The sequence below is a fragment of the Kribbella sp. NPDC002412 genome (assembly GCF_053592935.1).
The window spans coordinates 92,573-111,867 of sequence record NZ_JBSFBL010000025.1 but is presented as its reverse complement, the minus strand read 5'-3'; the positions used below and the strand labels follow the sequence as shown (position 1 = coordinate 111,867).

Sequence of the window (19,295 nt, the reverse complement as noted above, 5' to 3'; positions counted from 1 at the left end):
CCGCGCCTGGGCGGTCACACAACGGAGCCGGCCACCTCGGGGGGCGGCTCGTGGTGAGGTGTCACGAGCCACACGGTGTCCTACCGCCCAGGACACTCCCCGCCTGGCCCGAGGTGTCGGCCAGGAGGTGGTTGGAACGGCTGGGCGGCGGCGATACAGGGGCTCAGCCGCCAGGCCCAGCCGGGTCGGTGGGCGGTGTGGTCCGGAGCTGAGGAGTGCTCCGGACCACACCTTGGGTTTCGTCCGGGGCTGAGGAGTGCCCCGGACCTTCCAGGTGCTGCTCCTGGACGTGAGGAGACTCCAGGGGCAGCGGACCGGGTCTGAGGAGGACCCGGAAAACTCAGGTTTTCAGTCGGTGCTGTCGAGTGGACCGAGTACGTCGTTGGTGACCCGGAGGCCGGCGAAACGCCTCCGCATCGCCTGCTCGTAGCGGGCCGCCAGCGGCGCCTCCGCGACGTACTGCGCGATCACATGCTCGCCGAACCAGACCCGCACCCTTCGGCGGTGCTGTCTCGACGTCATCTCCGCGATGGTCACTACCTCTCACCCCGTAACTCTCAGGCCTTGCAACCAGTTGGACTTACTGGTTGTCATGGCAGTAATGGTGCACGAGCCCAACGTGACCGCTCTAGGACCTGGACCGGACCTTTGCCGGACCTCTTCCGGTCCTCTCGCGGACATCTGGGGGACCGCACCTTGTCGTGAGGCATCAGTCGAGACAACGTCTGAACTGACGTGAACGGGAGGAACGATGGCGGGTAGGTACGCGCCAAAGACGGTCCTGGCGCACCTGATCCAGCGCCGGAACCAGACCTACTCCGAGATCGTCGCCGAGTTCGTCGAGCTGGGTGGAACCATCACCGAGCGGCACCTGCGTCGCCTCGCATCGGGCGAGCGCGCAGGGACCACTCCTCAGACCCGGCGCACCCTGCAGCGCATGTTCGGCAAGCCGGTCGAGGAGCTCCTCGCGCCGTACGTCCCCGAGCAGGCCGGCCAGGTGGTGCCGGCACCTGCCGCGAGTGGACGGATCACGACAGGTAATGAGATGGAGGTTCTCGACATGGCTGCCAGCCGAGCGAGGGCGTTTGCCCTCGCGGCCCAGTCCGGTCTCGGAAGCGAGGCCATGGAACAGGTGTACGACGATGTGCGCCACGTCGCGAAGGCATACCCGCAGCGCCCGCTGCCGGAGATCCTCGGCCAGCTGGTCGAAACCCAGGATCTGATCTTCGCCCTGCTGGAGAGCCGGCAACGTCCGGAGCACCTGCGGCAGCTGTACTTCCTCGGCGGTGTGACCGGTGGTCTGCTCGCCAAGGCCTCCCACGACCTCGGAAACCCGCACGCCGCCCTCACCCAGGCGCGGACCGCGTTCCTCTGCGCCGACAACGCCGACCACCACGGCCTGCGCGCCTGGGTGCGCGGCCTGCAGTCGCTGGTCTCCTACTGGGCCGGCAACCCGCACGACTCGGTCCGGTACGCGCAGCTCGGCGCCGGGTACGCCGAGCAGGCCAACAGCACCACCAGCGTCTGGCTCCCGGTGAGCGAGGCCCGCGCCTGGGCGGCGCTGGGCAACCCGGAGGCCACCCGCGCCGCCCTCGAGCGCGCCGAGAACGCCTGGAACACGGTGCGCAACGACGACCTGGACGACATGGGCGGCCTCTGCACCTTCGGCCGCAACCGCCAGCTGTACTACGCGGCCGACGCGCTCGCCTGGCTGCCCGGCGAGGTCGACCAGGCCGAGCGGTACTCCCGCCAGGCCGTCGACGCCTACAACGACCAGAACCACCCCGAGTGGGCCTTCGGCGACGCCGCCGGCAGCCAGGCCGCGATGGCCATCACCCGGATCGTCAGCGGTGAGCTCGACGGCGCCGCGGACGCGATCGCGCCGGTGCTGGGCCTGCCCGCCGAGCGCCGGATCAACGGCGTGGTGCACTCGGCCCGCCGGGTCCACCAGGCGCTGCGCCAGTCCGGCCGCGCCGACGACGCCCGGGAGCTGCAGGAAGAGATCGAGATGTTCACCCGGACGCCGATGCAGGCGTTCCCCCGGTAGTTTCGGCCAGATGGATTCGCTGATCGGTGACCTGACCACGCTGCGCGAGTTCCGGACATCCGATCTCGAGGACTACCTGGCCATCGTCAGCGACGACCGCGTGACGTCGTGGCTGTCGTTCGACAGCCGGGACCGGGCCGCGGCCGAGAAGGCGCTGACCGCGATCGTCGAGCGGGCAGCGCAGGAGGACCGGCCGGACTACTTGCTCGCCGTCACCCGCCGGGACGACGACAAGCTGGTCGGCTTCGCCCGGCTCGGGCCGACCGGAGTGCGGGCGGTGCACCTCGGCTACGCGATCCACGCGGACTACTGGGGCCGCGGCTACGCCACCGACGCGTCCCGGGTGCTGCTCCGGTTCGCGTTCGGCCCGCTCGGCAAGCACCGGGTCAGCGCGGCGATCGGCCCCGAGAACGAGGCCTCGATCGCGGTGGTCAAGCGGCTCGGGTTCAGCTACGAGGGCCGGATCCGGCACCACGTCTTCACCAATGGGGACTGGCGTGACTCGTTGCTCTACTCGCTGCTGGAGCACGAGTACGCCGATCGTTCACCTGGCGGCCGCCCGAAGCCTTGACTTCATTTGTCATGACCAGCAAGGTTGCGCGTCATGTCGAAGCAGCAGGTGCCGGAGTGGGCCGATCCGGAGGTGCCGGAAACGGCACTGGACGCGCAGGGGGTGTCCCGGCGGAACCTGATCCGCGGCGCCGGGCTGCTGGGAGCGGGCTTCGCCGCGACAGCCGTCGGTACGACGGAAGCGGCGGCCACCCCGGCATCGGGCAGTGACCCCGACCTGGTCTACCTGGTCGGCGACCACCATGTGCACAGCCGCTACAGCCATGACGCGAAGTACGACTTCAGCCAACTTGCGCAGCGCGGCGCGCAGTTCGGGCTGGACTGGATGGCGTTCACCGAGCACAGCAACTTCGGCCACGCCGCCAAGGGCGCCGCGGCGGAGAACGCCGAGGTCCTGAAGGCCCGGGCCGAGAACCCGCGGATGCTGATCTTCCAGGGCCTCGAGTGGTACATCCCCGCTGCCGAGCACGGCACCGTCCTGGTCGCACCCGGCCCGAACAACGTGGCCTTGCTGCAGCAGTTCGAGCGCGAGTACGACGGCAAGCTGACCGGGCGCGCGGACAGCAACCCGGCGAACGAGCAGCACGCCGTCAAGGCCCTGCAGTGGCTCGCAGCCCAGAAGCGGAGCGGGTACGTCGACGACGTACTGGTGCTCGCCAACCACCCACTGCGGCTGGGCATCGACGCCCCCTACGAGCTGCGCGACTGGCGTGACACCGGCGTCTGCATCGGCATGGAGGGCGCACCCGGCTCGCAGGGCGACGCTGACCCGGCATGGGTCGCGTACCGCGGAGCGACCAACGCCCAGCGTGGTGAGTACGTCAACGCACCGAGCGCCAACAGCTTCCCGGGCTACCCGGCCGATGCCTACCGCACGTACGGCGGCTTCGACTGGGCGACGGCCACGGTCGGCGGTCTGTGGGACTCCCTGCTCGCCGAGGGCAGGCTGTTCTCGATCACGTCGAACAGCGACAACCACCGGACCATCTGGGACACCTGGAAGGACGGGGAGTTCCCGCCCGGCGAGAACTTCGACAGCCTCGGCTGGAAGCCGTCGCCGACGGACTCCGGTGTGCCGCAGCCGGGCAGCGACTTCTGGCCGGGACAGTTCAGTCGCACGCATGTGGGCGTGACGCGCTACGGCTACCTCGAGGTGATGGCCGCGCTGAGGGCCGGCCGGGTCTGGGTCGACCACGGTCAGCTGGTGGACGGCATCGACGTACGGCTCGCTCCGGTTGGCGCATCACAGCGTGGTGTGACGCTCGGCGGGCGCCTGCGGGTGCACCGGGGTCAGCGGCTGGAGCTGCGCGTCACGGTGACGACTGCGTCCCGGCCGAACTTCCACGGCGTCCTCCCGAAGCTGGCACATGTGGACGTGATTCGTGGCGTCGTGACCGGGCCGACGGCAGCCAGAGACAGCTGGAAGGCGCCGGACACCCGAGTGGTCGAGCAGGTCGACGTACGGCGGAAGTCCGGCACCTACACGCTGCGCATCCCGCTGGGTAAGGCAGAGCGGTCGCACTACGTCCGGGTGCGAGGCAGCGACGGCAAGCGGAACGGGCCCGGGTACCTGGGCAGCCGCATCGACCCGGCCGGGCCGATCCAGCACCCGACCAACGACGGCGACCCGTGGCTGGACACCTGGCTCTACACCAACCCGATCTTTATAGACGTGGTGTGACACTGGGGGTATGGCCGCCACCATCGCAGGACCGCTGGATCCGTTGAGGGACGGGTTGGCGCGGATGATCATGACGAAGGTGGCCGGGCCGAACCCGGCCGCTGAGCGGAGCCGCGTGCACAACACCCCGGGACCACGCTGGTTCGAGCCGGACCGGCCGATCCGCCGGGTGCATGGTGATGCCGCGATGTTCGCCGGCGGGCTCCGGGCATTGCTGCTGCAGTCGCTGCACCCACTGGCAATGGCCGCGGTGTCGGCGCACTCCGGCTACCGAGGCGATCCGTGGGGACGGCTGCGCCGTACCAGCTACTTCCTGGCGATCACGACGTACGGCGCGATCCCGGACGCCGAGGAGGCGATCGCACGGGTCCAGGGCGTCCACGAGCGGGTGCGTGGGACCAGTCCGGACGGTGTGAAGTACCGCGCGTCCGACCCGCATCTCCTGAAGTGGGTGCATGTCGCCGAGGTGGACAGCTTCCTGGCCGCCCACCAAACGTACGGCGCGCAGCCGCTCGACGCAGCCGAGCAGGACCTGTACGTCGAGGACGCGGCACTCGTCGCCCGCAAGCTCGGTGTGATCGACCCACCGACCACAGTGGCCGAGCTGCGCGACGTGCTGGACGCGTACCGCCCGGAGCTGCGAGGGACCACGGAGGCCCGTCAGGCGGCCCGCTTCATGCTGATTCACCCGCCGGTGCCGATGGTCGCGCGACCGGCGTACGGCGTCCTCACAGCGGCCGCGGTCGGCCTGCTGCCGTGGTGGACGCGGTGGCCGCTGCGGCTGCCGTACCTGCCCTTGGCCGAGGCAACCGTCGTCCGCGCGGCCGGCGAAGGGCTCACGCGGACGATTCGATGGGCACTGACGTCGCCCATCCTGGGGAATATCGAGGCTTAGCGGCCGACTCGCCGGTAAGTTGTTCTCGTGCCGCTGCGTCCGCATCGATCACTCCCGTTGGCCACGCCGGCGGGAGTTGAGGTGCTGACCCGGATCCTGACCCAGGGCCCGATCCCGCGGGTGGAGATCGCGCGCCGGACCGGGCTGTCCCAGGCGGCGGTCACGAAGGCGGTCGCGCCGCTCATCGAGGCCGGGTTCGTCACCGATCAACCGGCCACACCGGCGGAGGCGGACAGCCAGCTCGGCATCGGCCGCCCGGTCAGCCCGCTGACCGTGATCCGCAACAGCGTCTCGGTGATCGGGCTGAAGGTCACACCCACAGCGCTGATCGGCGTCACCACCGACTTCACCGCCGGGATCCTGACCGTGCAGCACCGGCCGCTCGACGACACCGCGCCGGAGAGCGTGATCGAACAGCTCGCGGTGCTGGCCAAGGAGCTGATGTCGGACGAGGTCGAGGCCGGTCCGCTGATCGGGATCGGCGTTGCGGTGTCCGGCGACGTCGACGCGCTGCATGGCGTGGTGCGGCACTCGCCGCTGATGGGCTGGCGGGACGTCTCGGTCGCCGACCTGCTCGGCCGGCGGCTCAAGGTCCCGATCCTGGTCACGAACGACGTCCGCGCGCTGACCGTGGCCGAGCAGTGGTTCGGGGTCGGGGTGGACGCCGACTCGTTCGCGGTCGTCACGATCGGGTCCGGGATCGGCTGCGGCCTCTACATCAACGGCGAGGTCGTGTCCGGGGCGTACGGCGTCTCCGGCGAGCTCGGCCACCTTCCGCTGGCCCCGGGTGAGCTGGTCTGCACCTGCGGACGGCGGGGCTGTGTGGAGACAGTTGCCTCGTCGGACGCGATCCTGACCCGGACGCGGGAGACGACCGGTCGGCCGGACCTCGATCTGGCCGGGGCGATCAAGCTCGCGCACGAGGGCGACGAGCATGCCCGGGAAGCATTCGACCGGGCCGGCGAGGTGATCGGCTCGGCCGTGTCCGCGATGGTCAACCTGGTCGGGCCGGAGCTGGTGGTGATCGCCGGCGAGGGCGTCGCCGAGTACGACCTGTACGAGGAGCGGATGCGGCGGGCGTTCGCCGAGCACGCGTTCGGCGCGGCCGGGGACTGCCGGCTGATGCTGCGCTCGCACACCTTCGACGACTGGGCCCGCGGCGCGGCCGCCACCGTGATCCGCTCCTACGTCCGGGGCGAGCCACCCTTGCAGCGCTGACAACGCTGAGGGGTTGGGCCCGCGAGCGAGTACACGGACCCAACCCCGTCGCGGGCGGTCAACTGCGGGCGGCGGCCAGGATCTTGCGCCAGACCTTCTTGTAGGACTCCAGGCCGTCGGCCGCGAGCGGGCCTGCCGGGCCCGCGGTGATGGACACGCGCTCCGGGATGGTGCCCCAGACCGGGATGCCTTCCTCGGCGTACTGCTGCATCGCGTCCTGGTAGCTGCGGGTGTACGTCCGGGCCGAGCAGATCACCAGGCCGACCGGGATGTGGTCCGGCACCAGGTCCAGCACCGCTTTCACCCGCGGTGTCTCGACGCCGCCGATCCGGGTCGGCAGCACCACGATCCGGGCCCGCTCGAGCGCCTTGTTCAGCAGCCGCTCGTGGGACGGCGGCATGTCCACGATGCCGATGCCTTCCGGCGGCACCTTGTCCAGAGCCTTGTTCAGCAGGCGCTCGGTCGGCGCCTCCGCGACCTCGACGCGGGCCAGGTGACTGTCCTCGGAGTCCCCGACCCAGTCGGCGGCGCTGCCTTGCGGATCGGCGTCGACCAGAGTGGATGTGCGACGGTTGGAAGATGCCAGCGCGGCCAAGTACACCGACGTGGTTGTCTTCCCGACCCCGCCCTTCAGTGCAGCTGTCACGATGATCATGGGACCGACGCTACCTGGTTTTGTCCGAAATCCGGCGTGTCGTCGGCGTTGCTCCGCCGATCTCGTGATAGTTGCCCCCGGCTCCGACCAAGTTGAAGGACGCTTCAGGCCGCCGGAATCCTTTCGGCCACCCCGCGCCTCTTACACCTGTCCCCGGCACCCGGCCGGGCCGGACCAGGAGGCCGTCATGACCGTCCCCATTGCCGTCGCCGTCGTTGCCGGAGTAGTGCTGCTGTGCACCTGCAGCTTCGTCGTGCTGCGTCGCCGGGGCCGGGCCCGTGGCTGACCCGGCCTGGCCCGACGACCGGCTGATCGTCGCCGCCCAGGACGGTGACGTCGACGCGCTCACCGCGTTGGTCGCCGGCTCGCACCCGACCGTACGGCGCTTCGCCCGGTCCCTGTGCGCCACCCCCGAGGATGCCGAGGACGCAGCCCAGGAGGCGCTGATCGTCCTGTACCGGAAGATCGGAATGCTCCGGGCCACCGGAGCCTTGGCGTCGTGGATGTTCCGCATCGTTCGCAACGAGTGCCTGCGGCGGGCGCGGCGGATGCTGCGGGACCATCCGCCGGTCCGGGACGTTGCCGTGCAGTCGGCGGAGGACGAAGTACTGCGAAGCCTGGAAGCGGGTGCGATTGCGGCAGTCATCGCGGCGCTGCCCGCGGACCAGCGCAGTGTGCTGATCATGCGCGACGTGCAGGGCTACAGCGGGCGGATGGTTGCCGACTCGCTCGGTCTCAGCTTGGCCGCGATGAAGTCCAGGCTGCACCGCGCCCGCGCGGCGGTCCGGGAGGCTTTGGACACCACCGGAGGACAGCCATGAACGACGGCTTCGCGAGCACATCGCTGCCTCGTCACCTGCTGCGCGGCGCCCTCGGCTTCGGCGGGCTGATCGGATCGGTCGCCCTCCTGCCCGTGGCCGGACCGATCAGCCTGCTGCTTCTGCCGGTCGGTGTCGTCGCGTTGCGCGGATGCCCGATGTGCTGGGCGATCGGCCTGGCCCAGACGATCTCACGCGGCAGGCTGCAGCGCGCCTGCGACGACGGCCAGTGCAGGCTGACCGTCGCCGCTCGCGAGTAGCGCAGTCAGACTGCCGGTCTGCGGATCACCTCGATCAGGGAGCTGAGGCCGTCCGGCCCGTGGCCGGCCGCGTCGGCGCGGGCGAACAGCGCAGCCACCGCGCGCGGCACGCCCGCGTCGAGGCCGAGCTCTTCGAACGCCTGCACGACGTGTTCGGCGCCGACTGCCTGCATGTGCAGGTTGTTCTCGCCGCCTGGGTACTCACCCTTCTCGAGCTCCGCGGTGAGGATGCGGAGGAAACCCATCGGCCCGTCCTCGGCCAGGTCGCGCAGCATGGTCTCGGCGTACGGCCGGACCTGCTCGGCGCCACCGACCAGCGCGGTCGAGTAGAAGTAGCTGACCAGCGTGCTCCAGAAGATGTTGAGCATGGCCTGGTAGTAGAGCATCGCCAGCCCGGGGTCGGTGCCCATGTGGTCGGCCCGGCCCAGCATCTCGAGCGTCTCCCGGTGCGCGTCGACCGGCTCCGACGGGCCGCTGTAGAAGACGTACGCGCCCGGCCGGCCGATGCCCGGCGGCGGGACCATGATGCCGCCCGTCACGAGCGTGCCGCCGCGCTCGGCGACGGACTTGCTCGCCGACCGCAGCCGCTCCGGGCTGTCCGAGCTGAGGTTGACCAGCACCTTCCCGGTGAGGTCCACACCGTCCAGGGACTGGTCCATCGCGGTGTAGTCGACCTGGCTGATCACCACCAGGTTGCTCGCGGCCACCGCTTCCGCCGCGGTCGCCGCCTCCACCGCACCGGCCGCGACCAGCTTGGCGGCCTTGCCCGCGGTCCGGTTCCAGACGGTGGTCGGGTGGCCGGCGGCGAGGAAGACCTCGGCCATGGTGGATCCCATCGCGCCGAGGCCGATCACTGTGACTGCTTCTCGAGAACTCATGCGCCGATCGTGCGCAACCGCGCTACGGGTTTACTACGGTTATGTACTTCGGCGTGCTGGGACCCCTGGTGGTCCGGACGGATGCCGGTGCGCCGGTCGCCGTACCCGACACCAAGGTCCGCACGCTGCTGCTCGACCTGCTGGCCCATCGCGGGCAGCCGGTGTCGGCGGACCGCCTGATCGAGGACCTCTGGGGTGACCGCCCGCCGCGCAACGCCACCGGGACGCTGCAGGCCCGGATCTCCCAGCTCCGTACGGCGCTCGACCGAGCCGAACCGGGCAGCCGCGCCCTCGTCGCCCATGGCCCGGCCGGCTACACCCTGACCGCGGAGGTTGTCGACAGCAACATCTTCGAGGAGCTCGTCGCCGCCGGCCGGCTCCGCGCGGCACTCGACCTCTGGCGCGGTCCCGCGTACGCCGACGTGCCCGACCACGAGTTCGCCCGCGCCACCCGCGACCGCCTCGAAGAGCTCCGCCTCTCCGCGACCGAGGACCTCCTCGAGCAGACCGACGACCCCATCGCCGAGCTCACCGAGCTGGTCAGCCGCCACCCACTCCGTGAGCGGCTCCGCGCCATCTACCTTCGGGCTCTCTACCGGGCAGGACGACAGGACGACGCACTGCGCTCTTACGCCGACCTGCGCGAGCAGCTGGCTGAGGAGCTCGGCGCCGATCCCGGACCCGAGCTGATCGAGCTGCACGCCGCGATGCTGCGCCACGACCCGTCCCTGCAGCCGTCCAGACTTCCCGCCCCACTCAACGACCTGATCGGCCGCGACGAAGCGGTCGAGAACGCGACTGCACTGCTCCGGCGGCACCGCCTGCTCACCTTCGTAGGACCAGGAGGTGTCGGTAAGACCCGGCTTGCGCTGGAACTCGGTCGAAACCACCTCGGCGAGACCCGCTTGGTGGAACTCGCTCCACTTCGCCAGGACGACGTGCTGGACGCGCTGGCAACTGCAGTAGGTCTCCGGGACGAGTCGAACGACCTGCTGTCCCGCCTGATCGAGTCGCTCGGGGCGAGACCGGTCCTACTGATTCTCGACAACTGCGAGCATCTGGACGTCGCAGACCTCGTGCAGCGGCTGCTGAGCGGCATACCGGGTCTGCGCATCCTTGCGACCAGCCGGGAGCCGCTGGGGCTTCCCGGTGAGCGCGTCCTGGATGTCGAGCCGCTGGAGCTGCAGTCGGCGGCCGACCTGTTCACGGCGCGCGCTGGGGTCGAGGACTCGGAGGCGGTCAGAGCGATCTGCCGGCGGCTGGACGGCATACCGCTCGCGTTGGAGCTTGCGGCGACGCGCGTACGGGCGCTCGGTGTGCAAGGACTGGCGGCCCGATTGGACGATCGCTTCCGGCTGCTGTCCGGTGGTCGCGGCGTACCTGAGCGGCAACGGACGCTGCGGGCAACGATCGACTGGAGTTGGGACCTGCTGGACGACAACGAGCGCGTCATGCTGCGCCGACTGGCCGTGCACGCGGGCACCTTCTCGTTGGAGGCGGCTACTGCGGTCAGCCAGCAGGATGTGCTGCTGCCCCTTGTCGACAAATCTCTAGTGGTCGCGAGTGCCGGCCGCTACAGGCTGCTGGAGTCGGTCGCGGCCTACAGCCTCGAGCGACTCACGGAAGCCGGTGAGGTTGAGGCGACCAGGCAACGTCATGCCGAGTACTACCTCCAGCTGGCCCAACGCGCCGAGCTGCGCGGACCAGAACAACGCGACTGGCTCCATCGTCTGGACCTGGAGGCAGCCAACTTCCGGGCCGCCCTGGACGCAGCACCATCACTGAAGCTCGTCAACGCACTCGCTTGGTACTGGTACCTCCGCGGCCGACTGGGTGAGGCAAGACGGTCCATCGCGGCGGCACTCGCCGTACCCGGTCAGGACCCGGTGGACCGAGCGACTGCGACCGTCTGGCAAGTCGGGATGACCGCGACCGATGCCAAGGGCTCCAATCTCGCCGCAGCCGCCGACGATGCGCTGGCGCTGGCCGGCAACGATCCGCACGCGTTGTGGTTCCTGACCACGACGCAGTGGGCGTACGGCGATGCCGCCGTACTGATGCCGCGCATCGACCAGGCCATCGAGGCGTTCACCAAGCAGGGCGACCGGTGGGGACTGGCCGCCGCGCTCAGCACGCGGGCGCAGCTCAACATCGTGCACGCGGACCTCAACGCGATGGTGCGAGACGGTCGTCGCAGCCTGGAGCTCTTCGACGAGCTCGGCGACGCGTGGGGCCGGCTGCAGGCGACGTACTCGTTGATCGTGGCCGCGGAGATCAGCGGCGACTACCCGACGGCCGAGGGCTACCTGACGGACGCTGTGCAGCAGGCGGAGGAGCTCGGCCTGTGGACGGAGGTGTCCTTCCGGACCTCCGGGCTCGGCCGGATCGCCTACCTGACCGGGGACTACGACCGCGCCGACGCGCTGCACGAGCGGGCGCGGCGGCTGGCCGTCGAGCAGTCCAACAGGTCAGCCGAGGAGTACGCCGAGGTCGGCCTCGGACTGTCCGCGCGCCGCCAGGGCCGGCTCGACGAGGCCGAGGCCCGCTTCACCAAGTGGCTCGACTGGCTCACCCAGGTCGGCGGCACCCCGGGCATCGCCTTCGTCCTCGCCCAGCTCGGCTTCATCGCCGAGCAACGCGGCGACTTCACGAAGGCACAAGCCCTCCACCAGCGCGGTTACGAGGCGGCTGTGCAGGTCGGCGACGAGCGAGCGATCGCGCTCGCTCTGGAGGGCCTGGCGGGCGCGGCCGACGATGCCGGCCGCGCCGTACAACTGCTGGCCGAGGCCGAAGCGCTGCGGGCCAAGGTGGGGGCGCCGCTCCCGCCGGCCGAGCGCTTCGACGTCGAGCGGATTACTTCCCGAGCCAGGCGTCGACCTTCGACTGGTTCTCCTTGACCCACTTCTCCGCGGCCGCGTCCGGGGTCAGCTTGTCGACGGCGATCGACCGGGCCACCGCGTTCTGGTCGTCGTTGGTCCACTGGAAGTTCTTCACCAGGTCGTACGCCGGGCTGCCCGAGTCGGCGAACTTCTTCGACACGATCTTGTCCAGGTCGTACGGCGGGTAGTCGCAGGCGACCTTGGCCGGGTCCGCGTCGCACCCGGCCTGGTAGGCGGGCAGGTTGACCTTGACCAGCTTCATCTCGTTGAAGAACCACTGCGGCTCGTAGAAGTAGGCGAGCAGCGGCTTCTTGTTCTTCTCGGCGTCCCGGAAGGCCTGGATCAGCGCGGTCTCGCTGCCGCTCTGCACCACCTTGTAGTTCAGTTTCAGGTTCTTCACCAGCGCCTCGTCGTTGGTCACGTACGACGGGTCGCCGTCCAGCAGCTGGCCCTTGCCGCCGGACTCCGACGTCTTGAACAGGGCGGCGTACTTGTTCAGGTTCTGCCAGTCGGTGATGTCCGGGTGCTGCTGCGCCATCCACGGCGGCACGTACCAGCCGATCACGCCCTTGACGCCGGTGGAGCCGGCCTCGACCGCGACCTTCTGCTCCTCGATGTACTTCTTCTTCAGGTCCTCGTGACCCCAGTTCTCCAGCACGGCGTCCACCTCGCCGGTGCCGAAGCCCTGCCAGGAGATCTCCTCCTTGAGGTTCTTCTTCACCACCTTGCAGCCGAGGTCCTTGGTCGCGATGTAGGCCACCACGGCCGCGTTCGCCTCGTACCCGACCCACGGGCTGACGGCCAGGTTGAAGGTGCCGCACTCCTTCCCGTCGTCGGCGGCCGGCTGCTGCGAGCCGACCTTCTCGCCACCGCACCCGGCCAGCGCGAGTGCCACGGCCGTCAGAACGCCGGCGTACCGGAGCTTCTTCACCGCTTATCTCCTCTACTTTGGAAACTTTGGGTACGGCGGGCCGCCGCCTGCGTCACCCGGTCGAGCAGTACTCCGAGGAGGACGATAGCCAGTCCGGCGGCCAGCCCCTTGCCGTACAGCTCGCTCTGCGCGAAGCCCGCGGCCACGTCGTACCCGAGCGCGCCCGCGCCGACCAGGCCGCCGACGACCACCATCGACAGCACGTAGATCAGGCCCTGGTTGACCGCCAGCGTGATCGCGCGCCGGGCGACCGGCAGCTGCACCTTGCTGATCACCTGCCAGCTGCTCGACCCGACCGAGTTCGCCGCCTCCACGGTCGCCACCGGCACCGCCTTGATGCCGTCCGCAACGATCTTGGTGGTGACGGGTACGGCGAACACGACGGCGGCCGCGATCGCGGTGAACCGGCTGGTGCCGAACAACGCCAGGAACGGCACCAGGTACACGAACGGCGGCATCGTCTGCCCCGCGTCCAGCACCGGCCGGATCCAGGTGTCGACCCGATGGTTGCGTCCGGCCCACACCCCGAGCGCGAGCCCGACCGCGACCACCACGACCGTCGCGAGCAGAGTCGACGCAAGCGTGACCATCGCGTCGTGCCAGACCCCGGTCGCGACCAGCAACAACAGGCAGACCGTGGCAGGGAGGGCTCCACGCCAGCTCCCGAGTACGGCGGCCAGCGCGACGACGACCGCGGCGACGAGCCACCAGGGTGAGCCGGTCAGCAACGCCTCCAGCGGGTTCAGCAACCCGGTGGTGACTGCGTCGCGGACGCCGTACGTGAACCCGCCGAAGGTGTCCTGCACCCAAGCGGTCGCGTCCGACGTGATCACCGCGATCCGCGAGCCGATGTTGACGGACGTCGGGAACTCGGCCGCCCACACGTAGGTCCGGGAGAACCAGACCGCGATCAGGACACCGACCGCTCCCGCGCCGAGCAGGACCTTCCGGCGGACGCTCGCCGTACGCCACGGCCGGTCGCCGGCCGCGGTGGTGACCCGGTCGAGCACGATCGCGATCACGACGATCGCCAGGCCGGCGTTGAACGCGACTCCGACGTCCAGGGTCTGCAGGGCCTTCAGGACGGTCTGGCCGAGGCCGGGCGCGTCGATCAGGGCGGCCACGGTCACCATCGACAGCGCGGCCATGATGGTCTGGTTGATGCCGACGACGACCGTGCTGCGGGACATCGGCAGCAGCACCTTGGTCAGCGTCTGGCCCCGGGTCGACCCGAGCGACCGGGCCGCCTCGACGCTCTCCGCCGGGACGGACCGGATCGCGTGCGCAGTCAGCCGGACCGCCGGCGGCGCCGCGTAGATCAGAGTCGCGATCGTGGCCGCGGCCGGGCCGATCGCGAAGAACAGCGTCAGCGGCGCGAGGTAGACGAACGTCGGCAGCGTCTGCATCAGGTCGAGCACGAGCGTCGCGACCTTGAAGGCCCGGTTCGACAACCCGGCCCAGATCCCCAACGGGATCGCGACCAGCAGGGACAGCAGCACGGCCGCGATCGTCAGCGCGAGCGTGTCCATGCTCTCCTGCCACAACCCCTGCAGCCCGACGAACCCGAGTCCGCCGGCGGTCAGCAGCGCGACCTTCCAGTTGCCGAACGCCCACGCGAGGTACGCCGACACCGCGACCACCCCGAGCCAGCCGATGACCGGGACGGGCCGTCCGTACGACGCCTGCGAGAGGACGTTCTGCAGCAGCACGACGAACTGGTCGACGACCACCCGGATCCCGTCGAAGACCGGGTTGCCCTGCCCGATGTCGTCACGGTGCTCGGTCAGCCAGCGGTGGAACGCGGTCGTCTCCTGACCGCCGAGGGCGAGCGTGTCGATCCCGCGGAGCACGAAGTACGCCGCGACCCAGACGACGAGCAGGACGCCGACGATCACGCTGCGCCGTGGTCGCCGTACCTCGATCTCGACCGAGCCGGTGATCGACGCCATCAGTTCGTGTCCGCGACGACCGCGAGGATTTCCTCGTCGCCGATCACACCGAGCAGCGTGCCGTTCGAGACCACCTTCACCGGGCGGTCCGCCTCCAGCACCAGCCGGGTCGCCTCCCGGACCAGCACGTCCGGACCGAGCTCGGGCCCGTCCAGCGGCTCCTCCGGCCGCGGCGTGCGGACGATCCAGCGCAGGGTCAGCACGTCGGCCCGCGGCACATCGCGGACGAAGTCGCGCACGTAGTCGTCGGCCGGTGCCCCGACCAGCTCGTCGCCGGTGCCGAGCTGGACCGCGCCGCCGTCACGCATCAGCAGGATCCGATCACCCAGACGCAGCGCCTCGGCCAGGTCGTGGGTGATGAACACCATCGTCTTGCCGACCTCGCGGTGCAGCCGGACAACCTCGTTCTGCATCTCGCGCCGGATCAGCGGGTCGAGCGCGGAGAACGGCTCGTCGAACAGCAGCACGTCCGGGTCGTTGGCGAGCGCTCGCGCCAGACCGACCCGCTGCTGCATGCCGCCGGACAGTTGCTCGGGGTAGAGGTGCTCGTTACCGGCCAGGCCGACCAGGTCGATCACTTCCTGGGCACGGCGGCGGCGATCGGGCTTGCTCTCGCCGCGGATCTCCAGGCCGTAGGAGACGTTGTCGATCACCTTGCGGTGCGGGAGCAGGCCGAAGTGCTGGAACACCATCGAGAACTTGCTCCGGCGCAGCGCCCGCAGCCGCTTCTCGTCGGCGGCGCGCAGGTCCTCGCCCTCGAAGATCAGGCTGCCGGCGGTCGGTTCGATCAAACGCGTGAGACAGCGGACCAGGGTGGACTTGCCGGAGCCGGACAGGCCCATCACGACGAACACCTCGCCGGGCGCGACGTCGAAGCTGAGGTCGCGGACGGCCGCCGTACAGCCGGTTCTGGCGTAGAGAGCGGAACGGTCCAGGGCGGCGAGGTCGGGCCGGTGCGGCACCCGCTGCGCCTTCGGGCCGAACACCTTCCACAGCCCCTGGATCGACAACAGCGCGTTGCTGTCCTGCACCTCGGGATACTCGAGCTGAGCGGTCACAGGTTCACCCTCGCATCCCCGCAAGCGGAATCATCGTGAACCGCGACTGTATCCAACCCGCAGGCCCCCGGTGCGGCCGCGGGTGTCTGTTCCGTCAGGAAAGCCCCCAGTAGCCGCGAGACTGGAACGACGCCGCACGCGAGGAGGATGCCCATGCCTGACGTTCCCGCCGAGGATCCGGCCGCCGTGCCTGCACCACCCGCCGTGCGGGCGCAGATCCTGTCCACCGAGCACTGGAGCCTGCTGGCCACCCGCAGCCTGGCCTGGAGCGAGAGCTTCAGCCGCGCGAGCTGGTTCGTCACCGTGGTGTCGGCTGCGGTCGTCGCACTGGCTCTGGTGGCGCAGAGCACCGACTTCGGCGTCGGCTTCCGGGTGTTCGCGCTGCTGATCGTCCCGTTGCTGGTGGTGATCGGGCTGGCCACGGTGATCAGGCTGGTGCAGCTGAACAGCGAGGACGTCGAGCTGGTGGTCGGGATGAACAAGCTGCGACGCGGCTACCTCGACATCGCGCCCGAGCTCGAGCACTACTTCATCACCGGGCATGGCGAGGACGTCGCCGGAATCATGCGGACGTACGGCTCCCGGCGGACGCGGATCCCGGCCACGCAGTACCTGTCGAGCATCGCGCTGCTCGTCGCCGTGATCGTCGCGGCCCTGGTCGGCGCGCTGGCCGGCCTCGTCGCCGATGCGTTCGAGGCCGGCCTCACGGTGTCCGTCGTGATCGGGATCGTCGCCGGGGTCGCCGCCCTCGCGACCATCGTCCTGCTCGTCGTCCGCTACGTCCGCCGGACCTGGGTCGGGCGGCCCTAGGGCTGGTACGGCGGAGCCTCGCCCCAACCCCAGTGCGGAACAGGTGCCTGCGGTGGCGGCGTGGCGCCGGGCTGGGAGTTGGCGAGGGCGATCCGCGTGCCCCACTCGACGTACGCGACGAAGGCGGACCGGAACTCGGGGTCGTCGGGCAGGCCGGCCGGGTCGGCACTGGCGGCGATCAAGGCGGCCCAGCGCGAGCGCTGCTCCTCGGTGAGGCCGAGGTTGAGGTGGTGCTTCAGCATCGCCGGGTAGCCGCCGAGCTCGTCGGTGTAGCGGCTGTGCCCGCGGAAGACCTCGCCGAGCCAGATCGCCACGTGCTCCCGGTGGTTCTCACTCATGTGCGCGAACACCGGCGCCAGCAGCGGGTCGGCCAGGACCTTGTCGTAGAACACCTCGGTCAGGCGGCGCAGGGCCGCGTGTCCGCCGGCCCACTCGTACAGCGTCGGAGTCGTCATGTAATTATGTAATCAGATCCGGAGGGCATCGGCGATGGTTCGCAGCACCGGGTTCATCGCGGTCTCGTCGTCCTCGATGTCCCAGAGCACGTTCTGCAGGATCCGGCCCGCGGTCCAGCCGAGCGCCCGGTCGCGGTCGATCCCCGTCACCTCGAGCATCAGGTCGAACCGGTCTTGGATCGCTTGCTCCAGCTGGCCGGTCGCGACCAGGTCGTCCCACCGGTTCCACAGCACCGGGAAGACCTCGAACCCCGGGTCGCCGGCGAGTGGCTTCGGGTCGATCACCAGCCACGGCTGCCGCTGCGCGGCCATCACGTTGTAGTAGTGCAGGTCCCAGTGCAGCAGCCGGTCACCGGACTCCGGCAGCAACTCGGTCACCTGTGCGACGAATCGCCGTACCAGCTGTCGCTCGGCCGAGTCGCTCAGCAGCGGGATCAGGGCCGGCGCGTCCTCGACCATCTGGTGCGCGACGTCCGCCAGCCGACGGACTCCGGGCGGCGCGGGCACTGCGCTCAGCCGGGTCAGCAGCTCGGCCAGGATCCGGGTCGCCTCGACGTGGTCGGGAACGTCGTCGAGGGTCCGCGGCTCGAGTCGCTCGAGCAGGAGGGTCGACGTCGTCGGGTCGTCCTCGAGCACCTCGACGACGTCGTCGCGGCTCCAGGTCCGCAGCGCGAGCGCCTCACTCTCGCTCTCGTCGTTGACCGGCTGGAGCTTGAGCACCGCCTCGGCGCCGTCCGGCCGTACGACGGGCAGGATCAGCGAGGCCTCGCCGTTCAGCGGCGGCCCGGTGACCGTCAACTGCCACCGATCCACGTACTCCGCCGCGGCAGCCGGCAACCCGGCCAGCCACTCGGGCGACGTCCTGCCGTGGTTCTTCACCAGCTTCGCGGGAATCTCGATCATCACGTGCACAGTAGGTGCTCCGGAGCAGATCTGCTTAGGTTTTCCCTTGACGTCCTCCCCGCCCCGAAGTGCGAGGATTTCAACTACTACGCGGAGGTAGCGTGTTGAGGTACACGCTTCGGCGAGACCCGCGAGGGTGTCTCTCGGCGTGCGCTGACGGCCCGTCCGGCCGCGATGTTGACTGCCGCGTTCACGTCCGCGTTCGCCTGGTGTCCGCAGGTCACGCACCGAAAGACCGCTTGGCTCTCACGGTTTGCCGGTGCGCAGTGCCCGCAGACGCTGCAGGTTTGCGATGTGTACGCAGGATTCACTTTCTCCACCCGTCCCACAGCCTTCTCCTCAAGGCGCCGGACGAGCAGTCCCCAGCCGCTGGCGAGGATGCCGCGGTTGAGCCCGGCTTTGGCCCGGCGACGGTTCGGCAGGTAGGAGCCGGGCCGGTCTGGGTCGGGCTTCGGTTTCGGTCGCCTGGTCATCCGGCCGACCCGCAGGTCCTCCACCCGAATCACGTCGAACCGACGCGCGAGCTCGGTGCTCGTCTTCTCCACCCAGTCCTTGCGACGGTCGCGGGCACGAGCGTGCAGTTTGGCCATCGCAGCCTTGACTCGCTCGCGCCGTTTGGAGCCGCGACGGCAGCGGGACAGGCGGCGTTGCAGGTTCTGCAGCCGTGCCTGCTCGATCTCCGACAGACCGGGACAGGTCCGAAGCTCACCAGTGGACAGCGCGGCCGACACGGTGACGCCGCGGTCGACGCCGACGACCTCACCATTGCTTGGACTGGGTACCGGGGGCGGGGCTGCCGCAAACGCGATGTGCCAGCGCCCGACCCGGTCGCGAGTGATGCGATACGACTTCGCCGCAGGAACGGCGCGGGACAGCCGGATCCGCACCCAGCCGACCTTGGGCACCAGCACCTGCGCCCACTTCCGGCTCAGTCCCGTGACACGTGCGGCCTGGCTACCGACGACGCGGAACCCTTCATGCACTCCAGCTTTGCGCCAGGTCGGACGTCCGTGCGTGCCCGCGTAGAAGCTCTTCGCCGCCTGGCGAAAGTCACGCAGTGCCTGCTGCTGCACCGTCTGCGACCCCGCCCGCAACCAGTCGAACTCGGCTCGCGCCGCGGTCAGTTGCCGGCACTGCTCCGCGTAGGTCGGCGTCGCGCCTTTGTCGCGGGACCACATCGACCACTGCTCAAGAGCCAGGTTCCACACGTACCGAGCGTGCGCGCACTGCCCCAGAAGCACGGCCTGCTGCGCGTATGTCGGATACAGCCGGAACCTGGACATGCCAC

The 19,295-nt window shown here is 69.9% G+C and carries 18 protein-coding genes; 9 read left to right on the top strand and 9 right to left on the bottom strand.

All coding sequences use genetic code 11. The features are described from left to right. Window positions 1–348: 348 nt before the first annotated feature. A complete protein-coding gene (locus tag ACWCOV_RS21330) occupies window positions 349–522 on the bottom strand; it encodes a hypothetical protein (RefSeq protein WP_165553433.1) in 174 nt (57 codons plus the stop codon). Window positions 523–751: 229 nt separating this feature from the next. On the opposite strand from ACWCOV_RS21330, the gene ACWCOV_RS21325 reads away from it, so the two are divergent. From ACWCOV_RS21325 to ACWCOV_RS21305, 5 genes are all read left to right on the top strand, one after another. Next, the gene (locus ACWCOV_RS21325; protein WP_449831024.1) at window positions 752–2,047 is read left to right on the top strand and encodes an XRE family transcriptional regulator; all 1,296 of its coding nucleotides are present in this window, start codon (window positions 752–754) and stop codon (window positions 2,045–2,047) included. Between the two features lie 10 nt (window positions 2,048–2,057). Next, the gene (locus ACWCOV_RS21320; protein WP_449831023.1) at window positions 2,058–2,618 is read left to right on the top strand and encodes a GNAT family N-acetyltransferase; all 561 of its coding nucleotides are present in this window, start codon (window positions 2,058–2,060) and stop codon (window positions 2,616–2,618) included. A gap of 33 nt (window positions 2,619–2,651) precedes the next feature. After that, the gene (locus tag ACWCOV_RS21315) at window positions 2,652–4,298 is read left to right on the top strand and encodes a PHP domain-containing protein (RefSeq protein ID WP_449831022.1); all 1,647 of its coding nucleotides are present in this window, start codon (window positions 2,652–2,654) and stop codon (window positions 4,296–4,298) included. Window positions 4,299–4,308: 10 nt separating this feature from the next. Then, window positions 4,309–5,193 carry an oxygenase MpaB family protein gene (locus tag ACWCOV_RS21310; protein ID WP_449831021.1) on the top strand — a complete coding sequence of 295 codons (885 nt, stop codon included), beginning with the start codon at window positions 4,309–4,311 and terminating at the stop codon, window positions 5,191–5,193. A gap of 81 nt (window positions 5,194–5,274) precedes the next feature. Then, complete coding sequence (locus ACWCOV_RS21305; protein ID WP_449831020.1) at window positions 5,275–6,411, top strand: ROK family transcriptional regulator; 1,137 nt, start codon at window positions 5,275–5,277, stop codon at window positions 6,409–6,411. A gap of 58 nt (window positions 6,412–6,469) precedes the next feature. Here the strand turns inward: ACWCOV_RS21305 and ACWCOV_RS21300 are convergent, their stop codons facing one another. Continuing rightward, a complete protein-coding gene (locus ACWCOV_RS21300) occupies window positions 6,470–7,066 on the bottom strand; it encodes a ParA family protein (RefSeq protein WP_449831019.1) in 597 nt (198 codons plus the stop codon). Between the two features lie 278 nt (window positions 7,067–7,344). Between ACWCOV_RS21300 and ACWCOV_RS21295 the strand changes: the two genes are divergently transcribed. After that, window positions 7,345–7,887, top strand: coding sequence for an RNA polymerase sigma factor (locus ACWCOV_RS21295; protein ID WP_449831018.1), 543 nt, complete (start codon window positions 7,345–7,347; stop codon window positions 7,885–7,887). Beyond that, window positions 7,884–8,144 (top strand): hypothetical protein, encoded by a 261-nt coding sequence (locus tag ACWCOV_RS21290; protein ID WP_449831017.1) that lies wholly within the window; start codon window positions 7,884–7,886, stop codon window positions 8,142–8,144. The genes ACWCOV_RS21295 and ACWCOV_RS21290 overlap by 4 nt, the downstream gene beginning before the upstream one ends. Window positions 8,145–8,149: 5 nt before the next feature. Here ACWCOV_RS21290 and ACWCOV_RS21285 read toward each other — a convergent pair whose 3' ends face one another. Further along, on the bottom strand, window positions 8,150–9,022 hold the full coding sequence (locus ACWCOV_RS21285; protein WP_449831016.1) for an NAD(P)-dependent oxidoreductase: 873 nt from the start codon (window positions 9,020–9,022) through the stop codon (window positions 8,150–8,152). A 41-nt stretch (window positions 9,023–9,063) separates the two neighbouring features. Here ACWCOV_RS21285 and ACWCOV_RS21280 point away from each other — a divergent pair, with 41 nt between their 5' ends. Beyond that, window positions 9,064–11,919 carry a BTAD domain-containing putative transcriptional regulator gene (locus ACWCOV_RS21280; protein WP_449831015.1) on the top strand — a complete coding sequence of 952 codons (2,856 nt, stop codon included), beginning with the start codon at window positions 9,064–9,066 and terminating at the stop codon, window positions 11,917–11,919. Here ACWCOV_RS21280 and ACWCOV_RS21275 read toward each other — a convergent pair. From ACWCOV_RS21275 to ACWCOV_RS21265, 3 genes are read right to left on the bottom strand one after another with little or no spacing between them, the layout of a single operon-like run. Next, window positions 11,876–12,832, bottom strand: a complete 957-nt coding sequence (locus ACWCOV_RS21275) for a glycine betaine ABC transporter substrate-binding protein (RefSeq protein WP_449831014.1) — start codon at window positions 12,830–12,832, stop codon at window positions 11,876–11,878. The genes ACWCOV_RS21280 and ACWCOV_RS21275 overlap by 44 nt on opposite strands. Beyond that, on the bottom strand, window positions 12,829–14,781 hold the full coding sequence (locus tag ACWCOV_RS21270) for an ABC transporter permease subunit (protein ID WP_449831013.1): 1,953 nt from the start codon (window positions 14,779–14,781) through the stop codon (window positions 12,829–12,831). Before ACWCOV_RS21270 ends, ACWCOV_RS21275 begins: the two co-directional genes overlap by 4 nt. Continuing rightward, a complete protein-coding gene (locus ACWCOV_RS21265; RefSeq protein WP_449831012.1) occupies window positions 14,781–15,839 on the bottom strand; it encodes a quaternary amine ABC transporter ATP-binding protein in 1,059 nt (352 codons plus the stop codon). Before ACWCOV_RS21265 ends, ACWCOV_RS21270 begins: the two co-directional genes overlap by 1 nt. Before the next feature lie 153 nt (window positions 15,840–15,992). On the opposite strand from ACWCOV_RS21265, the gene ACWCOV_RS21260 reads away from it, so the two are divergent. Further along, a complete protein-coding gene (locus ACWCOV_RS21260) occupies window positions 15,993–16,649 on the top strand; it encodes a hypothetical protein (protein WP_449831011.1) in 657 nt (218 codons plus the stop codon). On the opposite strand, the gene ACWCOV_RS21255 is transcribed toward ACWCOV_RS21260, so the two are convergent. The 3 genes from ACWCOV_RS21255 to ACWCOV_RS21245 all read right to left on the bottom strand — a co-directional run bounded on the left by ACWCOV_RS21255 (window position 16,646) and on the right by ACWCOV_RS21245 (window position 19,290). Further along, entirely contained in the window at window positions 16,646–17,104 is a 459-nt protein-coding gene (locus ACWCOV_RS21255) for a group II truncated hemoglobin (RefSeq protein ID WP_360537709.1), read from the bottom strand. The two genes, ACWCOV_RS21260 and ACWCOV_RS21255, sit on opposite strands and share 4 nt — an antisense overlap. A gap of 12 nt (window positions 17,105–17,116) precedes the next feature. Then, complete coding sequence (locus tag ACWCOV_RS21250) at window positions 17,117–18,007, bottom strand: aminoglycoside phosphotransferase family protein (RefSeq protein ID WP_449831010.1); 891 nt, start codon at window positions 18,005–18,007, stop codon at window positions 17,117–17,119. An 86-nt stretch (window positions 18,008–18,093) separates the two neighbouring features. Beyond that, window positions 18,094–19,290, bottom strand: coding sequence for an RNA-guided endonuclease InsQ/TnpB family protein (locus ACWCOV_RS21245; protein WP_449831009.1), 1,197 nt, complete (start codon window positions 19,288–19,290; stop codon window positions 18,094–18,096). Between the last annotated feature and the right edge of the window lie 5 nt (window positions 19,291–19,295).